This is a genomic window from Pseudoalteromonas sp. S554 (assembly GCF_005930865.1).
Lineage (GTDB): Bacteria > Pseudomonadota > Gammaproteobacteria > Enterobacterales > Alteromonadaceae > Pseudoalteromonas > Pseudoalteromonas marina.
Map to the genome: position 1 here is coordinate 12428 of NZ_PNDV01000065.1, position 16344 is coordinate 28771.

Below are 16344 nucleotides of genomic sequence, written 5' to 3' on the forward strand. Positions count from 1 at the left end.
CGAATAAAACAACCGTCACTCTAAAATGTCGCCGTCTAAGGCAATATTTTTAGCGTGCAAGCCCTTAGGGCCTTGTTCTAATTCGAATGTTACATCTTGTCCAGCTTTAAGCGTTTTATAACCGTCCATTACAATTGTAGAGTAATGGGCGAAAATATCATTCTCGCAGCCGTCTTCAACGATGAAACCAAAACCTTTAGCATTGTTAAACCATTTAACTTTACCACAAGCCATACTTCTACATCCTTCAATAAGTTGACTAATTTAGTTATTCTAAACCATATTATTTGCTAGACTGATTAAGGATTAATCAATCTATGTTTGACTGTAGTTTATTTAATCAATCAGTCAAGCTTTTTGAGTTATTTTTTAACATTTTATTTATTTTTTATTCAAGTTTGCTTGAGTTCCTAAGACAAGACTATATTTAATTATGAGTGGTATGAAAGATTCAGGTGTTATCGATACAGTTCGCGACAGCGAAAAGCAAAAGTTACAGCCGCCGCGAAAATACAAAGTTGTTTTAAATAATGACGATTACACGCCGATGGACTTTGTAATAGAAGTTTTAACGACGTTTTTTAATATGGATAGCGATAGAGCAACCGACGTGATGCTTCAAGTTCACGAAAAAGGTAAAGGCATTTGTGGCGTTTACAGCGCTGATGTAGCTTATACCAAAGTTGAACAAGTTAACCGCTACTCGCGTGATAACGAGCATCCGCTGCTTTGTAGTTGTGAGCAGGAATAAATACCAACTAGGGTGATCACACACCTGTTTGTTGTGGTATACATTATTATCTCAGTAAGGGGTTGCCAATGCTAAACAAAGACTTAGAACTTACATTAAATGCCGCGTTTCGTGAAGCGCGCACTCGCCGTCATGAGTTTATGACTGTCGAGCACCTTTTACTTGCGCTATTAGATAACCCTTCTGCTTCAGAAGCGCTAAATGCGTGTGGTGTTAACATTTCAGGCTTAAAATACGAATTGCTTGAATTTATTGATGAAACAACACCGGTTATCCCCGATTTAGAAGAAGAGCGTGAAACACAACCTACGCTTGGTTTTCAACGAGTATTACAGCGTGCAGTGTTTCATGTTCAATCATCAGGTAAAAACGAAGTTACCGGCGTAAATGTGTTGGTTGCTATTTTTTCTGAGCAAGAAAGCCAAGCCGTTTATCTGCTGAAGAAAAATGATGTTTCGCGCTTAGACATTGTTAATTTTATTTCTCATGGGATTTCAAAAACCGATGATGATTTAGGCGACGATACGGACGACATAAACGAAGAAGTGCAAGAAGTTCAAAATGAAGAGGTCAGCAAGCTAGACAGCTTCACTACTAACTTAAATGCGCAAGCACGCGATGGTAATATTGATCCATTGATTGGCCGTGACAGTGAAGTTGAACGTGCGGTACAAGTATTGTGTCGTCGTAAAAAGAATAACCCATTGCTTGTAGGTGAAGCGGGTGTGGGTAAAACAGCGATTGCTGAAGGGTTAGCTTATCGTATTGTTAACGAGCAAGTTCCTGAAGTGATTGCAGATGCAGTGGTTTACTCGTTAGACATGGGCGCATTACTTGCTGGTACAAAATACCGTGGCGATTTTGAAAAACGTTTTAAAAGTTTATTAAAAGAGCTACAAGCAAAACCAGGCTCTATTTTATTTATTGATGAAATTCACACCATCATTGGGGCAGGCGCTGCGTCAGGTGGCGTTATGGATGCCTCTAACTTACTTAAGCCATTGCTTTCAAGTGGTAAGCTCCGTTGTATGGGGTCAACAACTTACAACGAGTATAAAAATATTTTTGAAAAAGACCGTGCATTAGTTCGTCGTTTTCAAAAAATTGATGTACTTGAGCCAAGTGTTGCCGATACCACTAAAATCCTGAATGGCCTGAAAGATCGTTATGAAGAACACCATGGTATTCGTTACACACAAAAAGCGTTAAAAGCTGCGGCTGAGCTGAGTGCTAAATACATTAACGAGCGTCACTTACCTGATAAAGCCATTGATGTAATAGATGAAGCCGGTGCAAACCAGCGTTTGCAGCCAAGCTCTAAACGTAAAAAAACCATTGGTGTATCAGACATTGAAATGATCATATCCAAAATGGCGCGCATTCCACCACAAAATGTATCGTCATCGGACAAAGAAACGCTTAAAAATATTGACCGTAATCTTAAAATGCTGGTGTTTGGTCAAGATCAGTCAATTGATGCACTTACATCGGCAATCCGTTTGTCACGTTCAGGGCTAACAAGTGAAGAAAAACCAGTGGGTTCTTTCTTATTCGCTGGTCCAACCGGTGTTGGTAAAACAGAGGTAACTAAGCAGCTTGCAAAATGCATGGGTGTTGAGTTTATTCGTTTTGATATGTCGGAATATGTTGAGCGTCATGCAATTAGCCGCTTAATTGGTGCACCGCCAGGTTATGTTGGTTTTGAGCAGGGCGGTTTGCTAACCGAGGCTGTTATTAAGAACCCTCATGCGGTGGTTTTACTCGATGAGATTGAAAAAGCGCATCCAGATATTTACAACATTTTATTGCAGGTAATGGATCACGGTACATTAACCGACAACAATGGCCGTAAAGCTGACTTTAGAAATGTTGTGCTGGTAATGACCACTAATGCCGGCGTGCAAGAAACAACTCGCAAGTCAATTGGCTTTAGTGAGCAGGATCATACACACGATGCAATGGGTGAAATTAACAAAACATTTTCACCAGAGTTTAGAAACCGCTTAGATAACATTATTTGGTTTAACCATCTTGAACGTGAAGTTATTTTGTTGGTGGTTGATAAATTTATTGTTGAACTGCAGGCACAGCTTGATAAGAAGTCGGTTAATTTTGAATTGACCTCTAAGGCACGTGAATGGTTAGCTGAAAAAGGATACGATAAAGCGATGGGTGCACGCCCAATGGCGCGTGTTATTCAAGAAGAGCTCAAAAAGCCACTCGCAAACGAAATACTGTTTGGTAAGTTGGCTGATGGCGGCACAGTGAAGGTGTCGGTAAAAGACAAGAAAATCCGTTTTGATTACGAAAGTAGTTTAACACCAGCATAAACCGCATAAGACTCTAAATGGCTCGCTTGTAATACCGGGCCATTTTTTATTTTAGGCAACAAAAAACCCAGCAAAAGCTGGGTTTTTTGTTTATTAAATGTAATTGCTAGTCAAAGTCCATCAATTACATTTAATAAACGCTTAAAGCTAGTTATACACTAGCCAAAAACTAAATCTCGTTTACGCACTTACTTAGCGAGCACGGAATACGATACGACCTTTCGATAAATCGTAAGGAGTCATTTCTACCGTTACTTTATCGCCGGTTAAAATACGGATATAGTTTTTGCGCATTTTACCTGAAATATGAGCCACAACTACGTGACCATTTTCTAGCTCAACTCGGAACATTGTATTTGGTAAAGTATCAAGGACAGTCCCTTGCATTTCGATTACGTCTTCTTTCGCCATGTTTAGCGTAACACCTCTTTAATAGTTAAACGCTGCAGATTTTGCCCAAAATACACCAATAAGTAAAGGCGCAGGGGCTATATTTGCAAATTAAATAGCCACCCACTCATCATTAAGCTGTTTTTGTGCGGGTAAAAACTGAGTTTTATACTTCATTTTGGTGCACTCATCAATTTGATAGCCCAAATACACAAATTGTTTATTTTGCGCTTTAGCAAATTTTAGCTGCTCTAATATCATAATTGACCCTAAACTATAGTGCTCAAAGTCAGGGTCAAAAAACGTGTAAATAGCAGAAATAGCGTTGTCCATACAATCGGTTACGGCTACACCTACTAAAGTGCCTTGATGCCAAAGTTCGATAAACGTAATTTCAAGCCAACTGCAAAATAAAAAGCTTTGAAATTGTTCAGGCTGTGGTGGGTACATGCTGCCGTCTTGATGGCGCATAGTTATATATTTACAGTACAGCGGATAATACTCTGCTCGTTCGCTAGTAGAGTAAGTGACCGTAAACTGGGTTTTTGCTTTGTTTAGTTTACGTTTTTGTGATTTTGATGGCATAAATTCTTGCGCTAAAACACGAACAGAGTTACATGCACTGCAAACGGGGCAGTGAGGGCGGTATATTTGGTTACCACTGCGCCTAAAGCCGACTGCTAACAAAGATTCGAACTTTTCTGAGCAATAATAAGTGGGATCTAATATGACTAATAGTTGCTCGCGCCTGTTGGGCAGATAACTACACGCAAATTCTTGGCTTAAACCAACACGGGCTGTTAGGTTTTCATTCATAGATTGCAATAAGTTCCTGTGGTTCCCACATAGTAGGATTAACTTTATAGGTAAGTGCAGTGTTAAGTTTAGCTAAAAAATCAGTTCGAGGAATAACTTTTGCTCCCAAACTCATCAAATATGGGTTTTCGAGTTGGCAATCAATAAAATGAGCGTCATGGTATTTTAACCAATTCACAAGCGCCCACATAGCTAATTTAGAACAATTAGTTTGATGATGAAACATCGATTCGCCACAAAACACACCATTTTGCATAATTCCATACAGTCCACCTGCAAGCTCTCCGTTGCGCCACACCTCTAAGCTATGCGCTACGCCTGCATGATGAGCATTTATGTAAGCACTAAGCATATCAGTAGTGATCCAAGTACCGTCGGTATCAATGCGTTGGTCACGGCATGCTTCAATGACTTCAACAAAGGCGTTATTAACTGTCACTGTTACGGGGTATTTTTTTAGGTGCTTACGTAAACTTTTACTAACATGAAACTCATTTAACTCCACAATGCCACGTTCACTTGGTGACCACCACATAATAGGTTCGTTATCGCTAAACCAAGGAAATATCCCATTAGTATAAGCATTGCAAAGGCGAGCTAGGCTCAAGTCACCACCCACAGCTAGTAGGCCGTCTGGAGAAACTAATGCATATTCTGGATTGGGAAATGCTATATCTGTATCACTTAGTTGGTATAGCTGGTTAGTCATAACGTGTTTACTTTTTATAATTTGTTTTAAAAGTGTAACTATATTTTAAGCGTAAAAAAAGGGGCTGATTGCTCAGCCCCTTTTGTGAAAAATAAACGTTATAGGTTATCTAAATAGCGCTCTGCATCAAGGGCAGCCATACAGCCTGTTCCAGCAGATGTAATCGCTTGGCGGTAAATATGGTCAGACACGTCACCTGCAGCAAAAACACCTGGTACGCTTGTTTGCGTTGCGTTACCGTTAAGACCTGACTCAACAACTAGGTAGCCGTCTTTCATTTCTAGCTGGCCTTCAAACATATCTGTGTTTGGTTTGTGGCCAATTGCAATAAACACTCCCGCCAAATCTAAATCTTCAGTAGCATCAGATGCTACATCTTTAATTCGAATGCCTGTTACACCCATTTGGTCGCCCAAAACTTCGTCTAGTGTACGGTTGTAGTGCATTACCACGTTGCCGTTTGCCGCTTTTTCAGTAAGACGATCAGCAAGAATTTTTTCACTACGGAAACTGTCACGACGGTGAATTACATGGACTTCATCAGCAATGTTAGATAAGTATAGTGCTTCTTCAACTGCGGTATTACCACCACCAACTACTGCTACTTTTTGACCTTTATAGAAAAAGCCATCACATGTTGCACACGCCGATACACCACGACCTTGGAAGTTTGTTTCAGACTCTAAACCTAAGTATTTTGCAGATGCGCCTGTAGCAATGATAAGCGCATCACATGTGTATGTACCTTGATCGCCAGTTAGTGTGAAAGGGCGTTTAGAAACATCAACTTTGTTTATGTGGTCAAACACAATTTCGGTTTCAAAGCGTTCAGCATGCTCTTTCATGCGGTCCATAAGTGCAGGGCCTGTTAAACCGTGTGCATCACCCGGCCAGTTTTCAACTTCAGTGGTAGTAGTCAATTGACCACCTTGTTGCATACCTGTAATTAAAACAGGGTTTAAATTTGCACGGGCTGCATACACTGCAGCTGTGTAACCAGCTGGGCCAGAGCCTAAAATTAGTAGCTTACTATGTTTTGCTTCAGTCATGATATTTTCCTAAACGATTCTATACGGTCATTAATGCGCTCGATTCTAAGAAAAACAAGGCAGAAGTAAACAAAATCTGAGATTATTTTTTTTAGTAAATCGAAAACCTGTTCATTTTTATGTACTAAACAAACATACTTTTATGCCTTGCAGGGTAAACTAGCTCAATAAATAGACTAACAAGCAACAAAACGTCGTTAATTCATGACCACTTTGATTTTTTTTGTTATGTTTTACCTAATTTTGATTTGTCACTGATAGATTATGTGACCTAAATGAATAGGCAACTATGTTATTTTGGCAGGAAAAACCCGCATTTGGGTTGACTTCAAAAGACGTTAACGTCTTAACCAATGCGCAAGATTACCGCACACAATTACTTAATTTAATCGCTAACGCAAAAAAGCGCATTTATATTACTGCGCTTTATTTGCAAGATGATGAAGCAGGCCGCGAAGTTTTAGAGGCATTACACAATGCGTCTTTAGCCAACCCTGCACTTGAAGTAAAAGTACTGGTCGATTTTCATCGTGCCCAGCGTGGGCTTATTGGTGCTGAGAAATCAGACGGGAACGCAAGTTTATACTGTGACTATCTAGAAAAATTTAAATCAAATGTACAAGTATTTGGTGTACCGGTAAAAGCGAAAGAGCTGTTTGGTGTATTACACCTAAAAGGTTTTGTAATAGACGACACGTTGCTTTACAGCGGTGCTAGCTTAAATAATGTGTATTTACAGCACAGTGACCGCTACAGGCTTGACCGTTACTTTTTAATTACGCAAAAAGGCCTGTGTGACTCTGTAATAGACTTTATTGAATCAAAGCTATTGAGTTCAGTGGCAGTGCCTCGAATCGACACGCGTCCGCTCAAGCGATTAATTGACTTTAAACTTGAACAAAAGCAATTTATGCGTGATCTAAAAGCAGCAAGTTATAAGTCGGCTGAGCAAGCAAGCAATAATGCGTTAAATATTCGCTTGTTTTTAGGGCTTGGGCGTCGTCATAACGAACTTAATCGTATGATCAAAGCCCTTTTTGATACAACAGAGCGTGAGTTAGTACTTTATACACCGTACTTCAATTTTCCTGCGCCGCTTATGCGTTCGTTACGCAGGCTTTTGAAACAAGGCAAACATATTACAATTGTTGTGGGCGATAAAACCGCTAATGATTTTTATATGCCACCTAGTGAGCCGTTTAGTAAAATTGGTGCGTTGCCTTATTTATACGAAACTATTTTGCATAAATTTGTTAAAACACAAAAACGCCATATAGATAACGGTAACTTAAATGTATACCTTTGGAAACACGACAATAACTCTTTCCATTTAAAAGGAATATGTGCAGATAGATCAAAGCATTTATTGAGTGGGCATAACCTAAACCCACGAGCATGGGGCTTAGACATAGAAAACGGGATATTAATTGAAGATCCTGAGCAAACTATTATGCAAGCAATTGATAACGAAAAGCATGAAATTCTTAAGCACTGTCGCCGACTAACAGGGCCAGACGATTTAGAAACCATGGAAGATTACCCTCAGCCAGTTAAAAAGTTACTTGGCCAAGCAAAACGGGTAAAAGTAGACTTTATTATTAAACGGTTTATTTAGATTGAATTTAAATTAGACATAAAAAAAAGCAGCTTTATAGCTGCTTTTTTTATTGGTACAAACGCTTAATTAAGCGTTTTCAACCGCTGTACGTGGGTCAACGTAATCCATGTTAAATGCTTCAGCAACTTCTTTGTACGTTACTTGGCCTTTAATTACATTTAAGCCTTTTAAGAAGTTAGCGTCGTCTAGCAATGCCTTTTTGTAACCTTTGTTTGCAAGGTTAATGATAAACGGCAATGTTGCATTGTTAAGTGCAAATGTAGACGTACGTGGAACAGCACCCGGCATATTCGCAACACAGTAGTGAACAACTTCATCAACGATGAAAGTAGGATCAGCATGCGTTGTTGCTTTAGATGTTGCAATACAACCGCCTTGGTCAATAGCAACGTCAACAATAGCAGCGCCAGGCTTCATTGCTTTGATGTGCTCTGCTGTTACAAGCTTAGGAGCAGCAGCACCAGGGATTAGTACGCCACCAATAACTAAATCTGCTTCTAGTACGTGTTTTTCAAGTGCATCAGCTGTTGAGTAAATAGCTTTTACTTTATTACCAAATTGCGCGTCTAGTGCACGTAGTACATCAATGTTACGGTCAAGTACTACAACATCAGCACCTAGGCCTACAGCCATTTGTGCAGCGCTACGACCAACCATGCCGCCGCCGATAACAACAACTTTAGCTGGCTCAACACCAGGTACACCGCCTAGTAACATACCACGACCGTGGTTAGACTTTTCAAGGGCTTGTGCACCGGCTTGAATAGACATACGGCCAGCTACTTCACTCATTGGCGCTAAAAGTGGTAAACCACCACGAGAGTCAGTCACTGTTTCATAAGCAATACAAATCGCTTTGCTCTTAACAAGGTCTTCAGTTTGTGGAAGATCCGGTGCAAGGTGAAGGTAAGTGAAAAGAATTTGGTCTTCACGAAGCATTGCACGTTCAACTGCTTGTGGTTCTTTTACTTTTACAATCATGTCTGCGTTTGCAAAAACGTCAGCCGCAGTTGCTAAAATGTCTGCACCTGCTTGGGTGTAATCTTCATCTGTAAAACCAATACCCATACCTGCATTCGTTTCTACAACCACTTGGTGGCCGTGATTAACTAATTCACGAACACTAGCAGGAACCATACCTACGCGGTATTCATGGTTTTTGATTTCTTTAGGTACACCAATAATCATAACATTTGCCTTATTAAGAACGGATTGAAATTTTTCACTATTATATTCATGACAAGCCAGTGTGTCTCACCTTTTTTAAATACCAAGCTAGTGTTATTATCTAAATAATAAAAATAAACAGAGTAAAAAACTAGTGAGCCTTATGCATCAGTTATTAGACAGAATAGACCGTAAAATTTTGATGGAATTACAACATGATGGGCGTCTTTCAAATGTTGAACTGGCCCGACGAGTTGGCCTGAGCGCCACGCCCTGCCTAGAGCGCGTAAAAAAGCTTGAGCGAGAAGGTTACATACTCGGATACAAAGCGGTGGTCGATCCGGCTAAGTTAGGGCAGGGGTTATCGGTGTATGTAGAAGTTACGATTACCAAAACCTCGCCAGACGTATTTGACGAGTTTAGTGCAGCCGTGAAAAAGCACGAAGAAATAATAGAATGTCACCTAGTGTCGGGTAATTTTGATTTCTTACTTAAAACGCGTGTTAATGATATGTCAGAATACCGTGGTGTATTAGGAGACATTCTTTTAAAGTTGCCAAACGTGAGTGAAAGTCGAACCTATGTAGTTATGGAAGAAGTAAAAGGTGAAGACGGCGTAATTATTCGCCCTTACATTGCATAAGTTTAACTGTTAAAGGTAAACAGACTCAAATTTATAAAAACGTGTTCATAATCAGGCCATACACATTAAGATAAAGTGCATCAAATTGCATTTCCTGCTAAGGTATTTGACTGCTGTTGAAGTGTAATAAATAGAATAATAAGAGGGATAGGAAGTTATGCGCCTAAACGGTGTGCAAAGACTATTAGAAACAGGGCTGATTATCAGTACCTTTGCTGCAATATTTATTTTATGTGCCTTAATCAGTTTTGACCCGGCAGATCCTTCGTGGTCACAAACCGGCGAATTTAGAAACGTAAAAAATATTACAGGCACCGCCGGTGCGTGGGTTGCCGATATACTGCTGCTTACTTTTGGGTGGCTTGCGTATTTAGTTCCGGCGGCGATTCAGTTATTCGGCTATTTATTGTTTAAACAGCCGCACCGTATTTTACAGCTTGATTACACAACATTAGCCCTTCGCATTATAGGCTTAGCCCTGTTTGTGACCTCAGCTACGGCAATTAGCAGTATTAACTTCGACGATATTTATAATTTTTCATCAGGCGGGGTAGTGGGAGATGTCATTGCGACTGCCATGATGCCGGCGTTTAATTTTACCGGCACATCAATTTTGCTATTGTGTTTCTTTTTTGCAGGATTAACCCTTTTAACAGGCGTGTCGTGGGTTGATTTTGTAGATTACCTAGGCGATTTAATGGTTAGGTTGTATCGCTTTATTACTTCGTACATAAAAGGTTGGATAAACAGAGAACGAATTGCTGCAAACACAAACAGTGACAATGCAGATGCTCAGTTTAACGACGACCTCACTGAGCAGCTTGAAGCGCCAGTAGAGGCAAAAAACGACGCACCTCAAAAAGCCATTAATAAACCGCAAACGCCTTTTACAGAGCCACATATCAGCGACGACTACAGCCCATTTGATGAGCTTGACGATATACTCGATCAAGAAATTGGCTTTAGTGCAATAGATGATGAACCAATGGATACGGCAGCGGCATTAAACGCGCTTGATCAAAGCCAAGTTGTAGAACCTGAAAAACCAGTAACAACCGTGGTATCGCCAGCAAGGCCTATGCCAAAAGCAAAGCCTGCGTATCAGCCACCACCAACAGCAAAAGAAAAGTTTGAACAACTGCTTGACCAAGAGCCGCCACCAGGCCCATTACCGTCGCTTGATTTACTCGACAGACCCGATAAAGCTAAAAACCCAATTTCGCAAGAAGAGCTTGATGTTGTATCACGCCTTGTAGAGACAAAACTTCTCGACTTTAACGTACAAGCTACAGTAGTTGGTGTATATCCTGGGCCTGTTGTAACGCGATTTGAGCTTGATTTAGCACCGGGAATAAAGGTGTCTAAAATTACCGGTTTATCAAAAGATTTAGCCCGCTCGCTTTCAGCTATTAGTGTACGTGTTGTTGAAGTTATTCCGGGTAAAACTTACATAGGTATAGAGCTGCCTAACAAACACCGTGAAATAGTACGCTTGTCTGAAGTAATAAATGCGCCTAAATTTGAGCAAAATCCATCACCGCTTACCATGGTATTAGGTAAAGACATTGCAGGGCAACCTGTGTGTGCCGATTTAGGTAAAATGCCACATTTATTGGTAGCTGGTACAACGGGCTCGGGTAAGTCAGTGGGCGTTAATGTAATGATATTAAGCTTACTGTATAAATCGGGCCCAGATGATGTACGTATGATCATGATTGACCCTAAAATGCTTGAACTTTCGGTTTACGAGGGGATACCGCATTTATTATGTGAAGTGGTTACCGACATGAAAGAAGCGGCTAACGCGCTGCGTTGGTGTGTAGGTGAAATGGAACGTCGTTATAAATTGATGTCAGCGTTGGGTGTGCGTAATTTAAAAGGTTACAACCAAAAAGTACTTGATGCCAAAGAAGCGGGCTACCCCATTATGGACCCACTTTTTAAAGACACAGACGGTATGAAGGACGGCCCCGACGAGCTTGAAAAACTACCAAGCATTGTTGTGGTAATTGATGAGTTTGCCGACATGATGATGATTGTTGGTAAAAAAGTAGAAGAACTTATTGCACGTATAGCGCAAAAAGCACGTGCAGCAGGGATTCACTTAGTACTTGCCACTCAGCGTCCATCGGTTGATGTAATTACAGGCTTAATTAAAGCCAATATACCAACGCGTATGGCGTTTCAGGTATCAAGTAAAATAGATTCGCGCACCATACTTGACCAGCAAGGAGCCGAAAACTTACTCGGTATGGGTGACATGCTTTATTTACCGCCAGGTACAAGCGTGCCAGAGCGTGTGCATGGCGCATTTGTAGATGACCACGAAGTACACGCAGTCGTTAACGATTGGAAAGCGCGTGCTAAACCTAATTACATAGATGAAATTCTTAATGGCGATGCCACTGAAGATATTTTACTACCCGGTGAAGCAAGTGAAAGTGCAGATGAAGAGTCAGACCCACTTTACGACGAGGCGGTCGCATTTGTAATTGAGACAGGCAAGGTATCGGTTTCATCAGTACAACGTAAGTTACGCGTAGGCTATAACCGTGCAGCACGCTTAGTAGAACAAATGGAAACATCAGGTATCGTAAGTTCACCAGGTCATAATGGTGCTCGCGATGTATTAGTACCTAATGGAGCAAACCAATGAAAAAATTAAACAGTTTATTATTAGTATTAAGTGGCTTAATTGCCGCACCGAGTTTTGCAGACGACAGCCAAGCACTGCAAGACAAACTGGCAACACTTAAAAGCTTTAAAGCGCAGTTTGCACAAAAAGTAACAGACAAAGAAGGCCAAGCCGTAATGCAAGGCGAGGGTACAATCGCCCTTAAACAACCTATGATGATACGCTGGGAACAAACCAACCCAGACGATACTTTATTTGTATCTAATGGTGATAAAACCTATTACTTCGACAGTTTTGCTGAGCAAGTAACCATAATGAATACTCACAGCTTAATAGACTCAACGCCGTTTGTATTACTTACCTCAAAAGACCCTGCACAATGGGAAAAATACAGTGTTCAAGCAACAGACTCAGGCTATAGTGTTACGCCAAATAAAGGCGTAGAAAGCCAAGTAGAGCAGTTAGATATTACGTTTGTGGATAACCAAGCAGGCCTTGCAACATTAGTAGTGACAGATAACTCGGGCCAACTTTCATCGTTTACTTTTAACGATGCTAAAGTAAACACCGAGCTTGACGCCACAGTATTTGAATTTACACCGCCAGAAGGTGTTGAAATAGACGATCAAAGCCACGGTGAGTAATTTAGGCTTTAACTTTGGACCCGATGTACGCCCACTTGCGGCGCGAATGCGCCCAACAACGCTTGATGAATACATAGGTCAGCAGCATTTACTTAGTAGTGACAAACCTTTGCATCAAGCTATTGTTGCAGGGCGCTGCCATAGCTTAATTTTGTGGGGGCCGCCAGGGGTGGGTAAAACAACCTTGGCGCAAATTATAGCAAACCACGCCGATGCCGAGCTTATACAAATGTCGGCTGTGACCGCAGGCGTAAAAGATATTCGCGACAGCGTAACGCAAGCGCACGATAACCTACAAAGCCGCGGGCAACGCACTTTAATGTTTGTGGATGAAGTACACCGCTTTAACAAATCGCAGCAAGATGCATTTTTACCTCACATAGAAGACGGCACGTTTATATTTGTAGGCGCGACAACCGAAAACCCCTCGTTTGCACTTAATAATGCGATTTTATCGCGCGCACGCGTTTATGTTTTAAAGTCGCTTGCCGATACCGACTTATACACAGTAATAGAGCGCGCACTTGAGCAAGATGAGCAGCTAAACCAAAAAAACATTGTGATTGCCGATAACGCCAAAAAGGCGCTTTGCCAAGCAAGCGGCGGCGATGCCCGCAAAGTGTTAAACCTGCTTGAGCAAGCGGTTGATTTAACCACCGAGCATAACGGCACATACAACGTAGATGAGCACGTATTAAGCCAAGTACTGCCAACCCATTTAGCTAAATACGATAAAGGTGGCGATGAATTTTACGATTTAATCTCGGCTTTTCATAAATCGGTACGAGGCAGCTCACCGGATGGTGCGCTGTATTGGTATTGCCGTATTTTAGCCGGTGGCGGCGACCCACTTTATGTAGCGAGGCGTTTACTTGCCATTGCCACAGAAGACATAGGTAACGCAGACCCACGTGCGATGGAAGTGGCATTAAACGCTTGGGATATATTTCAGCGTGTAGGCCCAAGTGAGGGCGAACGCGCCATTGCACAAGCCACCTTATATTTGGCCAGCGCACCCAAAAGTAATGCGGTTTATATGGCGTTTAATCAAGCAAAGGCAGATGCCAAAAACGAGCCAAGTTACCCAGTGCCTGAGCATTTACGTAATGCACCAACCAACTTAATGAAAGACTTAGGTTATGGCGCCGAGTACCGTTATGCGCATAACGAAGAGGGCGCCTTTGCCGCTGGTGAAAAATACTTACCACCAGAAATGGACGGCAAGGAATATTACCTGCCGAGCGATCGCGGCCTTGAGCAAAAAATTAAACAAAAACTCGATTACCTAAAAGAGCGCGATGCGCAAAGCCCACTTAAACGATACGAAAATGATTAAACTTTATATGATGATCGCCCTTGGCGGTGCTTCAGGTGCTTGTTTACGGTTTTTTATTAGCGAAACCATGCTAAAACTCCTTGGTAGGGGATTCCCTTTTGGTACGTTGGCGGTTAATATTCTGGGTTCATTGTTAATGGGCGTTTTATACGGTTTGATAGATAAACAAATTATCACTGTAAGCCCCGCTAAAACCCTTATAGGTATTGGCTTTTTAGGTGCATTAACCACCTTTTCAACATTCTCAATGGACTCGTTGTTGTTGTTACAACAAGGTCACTTTATTAAAATGGCCCTCAATATCATCTTAAATGTGATGGTCTGTATTTTTATGGCTTGGCTGGGCCTTCAGCTGGTAATGCAAAAAGGTTAAAAACTAACATGTTAGATTCTAAATATTTACGACAAGACGTTGAGCAAACTGCAGCACGCTTAGCGGCTCGTGGCTACGAGCTTGATGTTGCAAAAGTGACAGAACTTGAAGAGCAACGCAAAACATTACAAGTAAAAACGCAAGAGCTTCAAAGTCAACGTAACGCCAGTGCTAAAGCCATTGGCCAAGCAAAAGCGAAAGGCGAAGACGCACAGCCGCTATTAGACGCAGTGGCAAATTTAGGCAGCGAATTAGACGCAACTAAAAAAGCGCAAGACGAAGTACTCAACGCGATTAACGACATTGCTTTAGCAATTCCAAATTTACCAGACGAATCAGTACCAGAAGGCGCTGATGAAGACGACAACGTTGAAATACTTACCTGGGGCACGCCTAAAAAGTACGACTTTGAAGTAAAAGATCACGTAGATGTAGGGCAAGACCTAAACGGCCTAGATTTTGAAATGGGCGTTAAAATTAGTGGCGCACGTTTTACAGTAATGCGCGGCCAAGTAGCACGTATGCACCGTGCACTAACGCAATACATGCTAGACACCCACACAGACACAAACGGCTATACAGAAATGTATGTACCGTACTTAGTAAACAGCGCAAGCCTATACGGCACAAGCCAATTACCTAAGTTTGCAGGCGACTTATTCCATACATTAGGCCTAGTAAACGACGACGGTGAACAACAAGCTGGCTTTAGCTTAATCCCTACAGCAGAAGTACCGTTGACTAACAGCGCACGCGACGAGATTTACGACGAAAGCGATTTACCGATTCGCTTAACTGCGCACACACCGTGTTTTAGAAGTGAAGCGGGCAGCTACGGTCGCGATACACGCGGCTTAATTCGCCAGCATCAGTTTGATAAAGTTGAACTAGTACAACTAGTTAAACCAGAAGATTCAATGCAAGCGCTTGAAGAGCTAACAGGCCACGCAGAGCAAATTTTACAAGCATTAGAACTACCATACCGTAAAGTAATTTTATGTATGGGCGACATGGGCTTTGGCGCAGCTAAAACATACGACTTAGAAGTATGGTTACCGGCACAAGATACCTACCGTGAAATTTCATCTTGTTCAAACATGGTTGATTTCCAAGCGCGCCGTATGCAAGCACGTTTTCGCCGTGAAGGGGCTAAAAAACCAGAGTTACTACATACACTAAATGGCTCAGGTTTAGCCGTTGGCCGTACACTAGTTGCCATACTAGAAAACTACCAACAAGCCGATGGTTCAGTAGTAGTACCAGAAGTATTACGCCCATACATGGGTGGACTTGAAGTGATTGGTAAAGCGTAAGGTTTAGCTATTAGTTTTTTGGCTATAAGTTTTAAGTAGAAAAGCCGCTGTTTTAAACGAACAGCGGTTTTTTTGTTTTAGGAAAAGGTTCGAGGTTAAAGGTAAAAGCTGAGATATTAATTCGCAGTGAAATTCATTGTGTAAGAATCGGCTTCATACATTATCGACGCTATTTTTGTATAAGGCGTACTTTAACGCGTGACACACAATTAAAAACTTTTGCTGGTTTTATAATCTCGAAAATGGGCTTACAACACCATTGGCTCCTTGTTGTAAAACATGAGTATATATTTGGGTTGTTCGCACATCACTATGGCCTAATTGTGCCTGAACCGTACGAATATCAGCGCCACTTTGCAATAGGTGCGTTGCAAATGAATGGCGTAAGGTATGTGGTGTAACGTGTTTCCTAATTTTTGCATCGTCAGCAGCCTGTTTAACAGCGCGTTGTAATTGCTTTTCATCAATATGATGACGCCTCAGCTGCTTACTCTCAGGATCAATGCTTAATTTATGTGATGAAAATAAATATTGCCAACCTAATTGTCTGTTATGGTTTGGATATTTTTT

General features: G+C 41.4%; 16 protein-coding genes. 9 read left to right on the plus strand and 7 right to left on the minus strand.

Annotated features, from left to right (window positions below; genetic code table 11):
• Positions 1-15: 15 nt before the first annotated feature.
• Positions 16-234, minus strand: coding sequence for a cold shock domain-containing protein CspD (gene cspD, locus CWB65_RS14360; protein ID WP_006792879.1), 219 nt, complete (start codon positions 232-234; stop codon positions 16-18).
• A gap of 208 nt (positions 235-442) precedes the next feature.
• Here cspD and clpS point away from each other — a divergent pair, with 208 nt between their 5' ends.
• The gene (clpS, locus tag CWB65_RS14365) at positions 443-751 is read left to right on the plus strand and encodes an ATP-dependent Clp protease adapter ClpS (RefSeq protein ID WP_021032429.1); all 309 of its coding nucleotides are present in this window, start codon (positions 443-445) and stop codon (positions 749-751) included.
• Between the two features lie 68 nt (positions 752-819).
• Positions 820-3081 carry an ATP-dependent Clp protease ATP-binding subunit ClpA gene (gene clpA / locus CWB65_RS14370; protein ID WP_010556376.1) on the plus strand — a complete coding sequence of 754 codons (2262 nt, stop codon included), beginning with the start codon at positions 820-822 and terminating at the stop codon, positions 3079-3081.
• 192 nt (positions 3082-3273) lie between these two features.
• Here the strand turns inward: clpA and infA are convergent, their stop codons facing one another.
• The 4 genes from infA to trxB form a co-directional block, all read right to left on the minus strand.
• Positions 3274-3492, minus strand: coding sequence for a translation initiation factor IF-1 (gene infA, locus CWB65_RS14375; protein ID WP_002962494.1), 219 nt, complete (start codon positions 3490-3492; stop codon positions 3274-3276).
• Positions 3493-3582: 90 nt separating this feature from the next.
• On the minus strand, positions 3583-4287 hold the full coding sequence (locus CWB65_RS14380) for an arginyltransferase (RefSeq protein ID WP_033025243.1): 705 nt from the start codon (positions 4285-4287) through the stop codon (positions 3583-3585).
• On the minus strand, positions 4280-4996 hold the full coding sequence (aat, locus tag CWB65_RS14385) for a leucyl/phenylalanyl-tRNA--protein transferase (protein ID WP_008128404.1): 717 nt from the start codon (positions 4994-4996) through the stop codon (positions 4280-4282). The genes CWB65_RS14380 and aat overlap by 8 nt, the downstream gene beginning before the upstream one ends.
• A gap of 98 nt (positions 4997-5094) precedes the next feature.
• The gene (gene trxB / locus CWB65_RS14390) at positions 5095-6045 is read right to left on the minus strand and encodes a thioredoxin-disulfide reductase (protein ID WP_006792874.1); all 951 of its coding nucleotides are present in this window, start codon (positions 6043-6045) and stop codon (positions 5095-5097) included.
• 289 nt (positions 6046-6334) lie between these two features.
• Here trxB and pssA point away from each other — a divergent pair, with 289 nt between their 5' ends.
• Positions 6335-7660 carry a CDP-diacylglycerol--serine O-phosphatidyltransferase gene (gene pssA, locus CWB65_RS14395; RefSeq protein WP_008128403.1) on the plus strand — a complete coding sequence of 442 codons (1326 nt, stop codon included), beginning with the start codon at positions 6335-6337 and terminating at the stop codon, positions 7658-7660.
• 69 nt (positions 7661-7729) lie between these two features.
• On the opposite strand, the gene ald is transcribed toward pssA, so the two are convergent.
• Positions 7730-8851, minus strand: a complete 1122-nt coding sequence (ald, locus tag CWB65_RS14400) for an alanine dehydrogenase (RefSeq protein WP_006792872.1) — start codon at positions 8849-8851, stop codon at positions 7730-7732.
• Positions 8852-8993: 142 nt separating this feature from the next.
• On the opposite strand from ald, the gene lrp reads away from it, so the two are divergent.
• From lrp to serS, 6 genes are all read left to right on the plus strand, one after another.
• The gene (gene lrp / locus CWB65_RS14405) at positions 8994-9473 is read left to right on the plus strand and encodes a leucine-responsive transcriptional regulator Lrp (protein ID WP_006792871.1); all 480 of its coding nucleotides are present in this window, start codon (positions 8994-8996) and stop codon (positions 9471-9473) included.
• A 157-nt stretch (positions 9474-9630) separates the two neighbouring features.
• Entirely contained in the window at positions 9631-12129 is a 2499-nt protein-coding gene (locus tag CWB65_RS14410) for a DNA translocase FtsK (RefSeq protein ID WP_008127237.1), read from the plus strand.
• On the plus strand, positions 12126-12752 hold the full coding sequence (gene lolA / locus CWB65_RS14415; protein WP_008127235.1) for an outer membrane lipoprotein periplasmic chaperone LolA: 627 nt from the start codon (positions 12126-12128) through the stop codon (positions 12750-12752). The genes CWB65_RS14410 and lolA overlap by 4 nt, the downstream gene beginning before the upstream one ends.
• Positions 12745-14088: a replication-associated recombination protein A gene (locus CWB65_RS14420; protein ID WP_008127233.1), complete on the plus strand. Its 1344-nt coding sequence runs from the start codon at positions 12745-12747 to the stop codon at positions 14086-14088. Before lolA ends, CWB65_RS14420 begins: the two co-directional genes overlap by 8 nt.
• Complete coding sequence (crcB, locus tag CWB65_RS14425; protein ID WP_010556384.1) at positions 14081-14461, plus strand: fluoride efflux transporter CrcB; 381 nt, start codon at positions 14081-14083, stop codon at positions 14459-14461. Before CWB65_RS14420 ends, crcB begins: the two co-directional genes overlap by 8 nt.
• A gap of 8 nt (positions 14462-14469) precedes the next feature.
• A complete protein-coding gene (gene serS / locus CWB65_RS14430; protein WP_008127231.1) occupies positions 14470-15774 on the plus strand; it encodes a serine--tRNA ligase in 1305 nt (434 codons plus the stop codon).
• A 228-nt stretch (positions 15775-16002) separates the two neighbouring features.
• Here serS and CWB65_RS14435 read toward each other — a convergent pair.
• On the minus strand, positions 16003-16344 hold a 342-nt coding region (locus CWB65_RS14435), incomplete at its 5' end, for a tyrosine-type recombinase/integrase (protein WP_171047591.1).

What these genes read in the sequence shown, in the direction of transcription:
- crcB (WP_010556384.1), top strand. Translation starts at nt 14,081, where the DNA reads ATGATTAAACTTTATATGATGATCGCCCTTGGCGGTGCTTCAGGTGCT.
- clpS (WP_021032429.1), top strand. Translation starts at nt 443, where the DNA reads ATGAAAGATTCAGGTGTTATCGATACAGTTCGCGACAGCGAAAAGCAA.
- cspD (WP_006792879.1), bottom strand. Translation starts at nt 234, where the DNA reads ATGGCTTGTGGTAAAGTTAAATGGTTTAACAATGCTAAAGGTTTTGGT.
- ald (WP_006792872.1), bottom strand. Translation starts at nt 8,851, where the DNA reads ATGATTATTGGTGTACCTAAAGAAATCAAAAACCATGAATACCGCGTA.
- CWB65_RS14410 (WP_008127237.1), top strand. Translation starts at nt 9,631, where the DNA reads ATGCGCCTAAACGGTGTGCAAAGACTATTAGAAACAGGGCTGATTATC.
- clpA (WP_010556376.1), top strand. Translation starts at nt 820, where the DNA reads ATGCTAAACAAAGACTTAGAACTTACATTAAATGCCGCGTTTCGTGAA.
- pssA (WP_008128403.1), top strand. Translation starts at nt 6,335, where the DNA reads ATGTTATTTTGGCAGGAAAAACCCGCATTTGGGTTGACTTCAAAAGAC.
- CWB65_RS14380 (WP_033025243.1), bottom strand. Translation starts at nt 4,287, where the DNA reads ATGAATGAAAACCTAACAGCCCGTGTTGGTTTAAGCCAAGAATTTGCG.
- lrp (WP_006792871.1), top strand. Translation starts at nt 8,994, where the DNA reads ATGCATCAGTTATTAGACAGAATAGACCGTAAAATTTTGATGGAATTA.
- lolA (WP_008127235.1), top strand. Translation starts at nt 12,126, where the DNA reads ATGAAAAAATTAAACAGTTTATTATTAGTATTAAGTGGCTTAATTGCC.
- aat (WP_008128404.1), bottom strand. Translation starts at nt 4,996, where the DNA reads ATGACTAACCAGCTATACCAACTAAGTGATACAGATATAGCATTTCCC.
- infA (WP_002962494.1), bottom strand. Translation starts at nt 3,492, where the DNA reads ATGGCGAAAGAAGACGTAATCGAAATGCAAGGGACTGTCCTTGATACT.
- trxB (WP_006792874.1), bottom strand. Translation starts at nt 6,045, where the DNA reads ATGACTGAAGCAAAACATAGTAAGCTACTAATTTTAGGCTCTGGCCCA.
- serS (WP_008127231.1), top strand. Translation starts at nt 14,470, where the DNA reads ATGTTAGATTCTAAATATTTACGACAAGACGTTGAGCAAACTGCAGCA.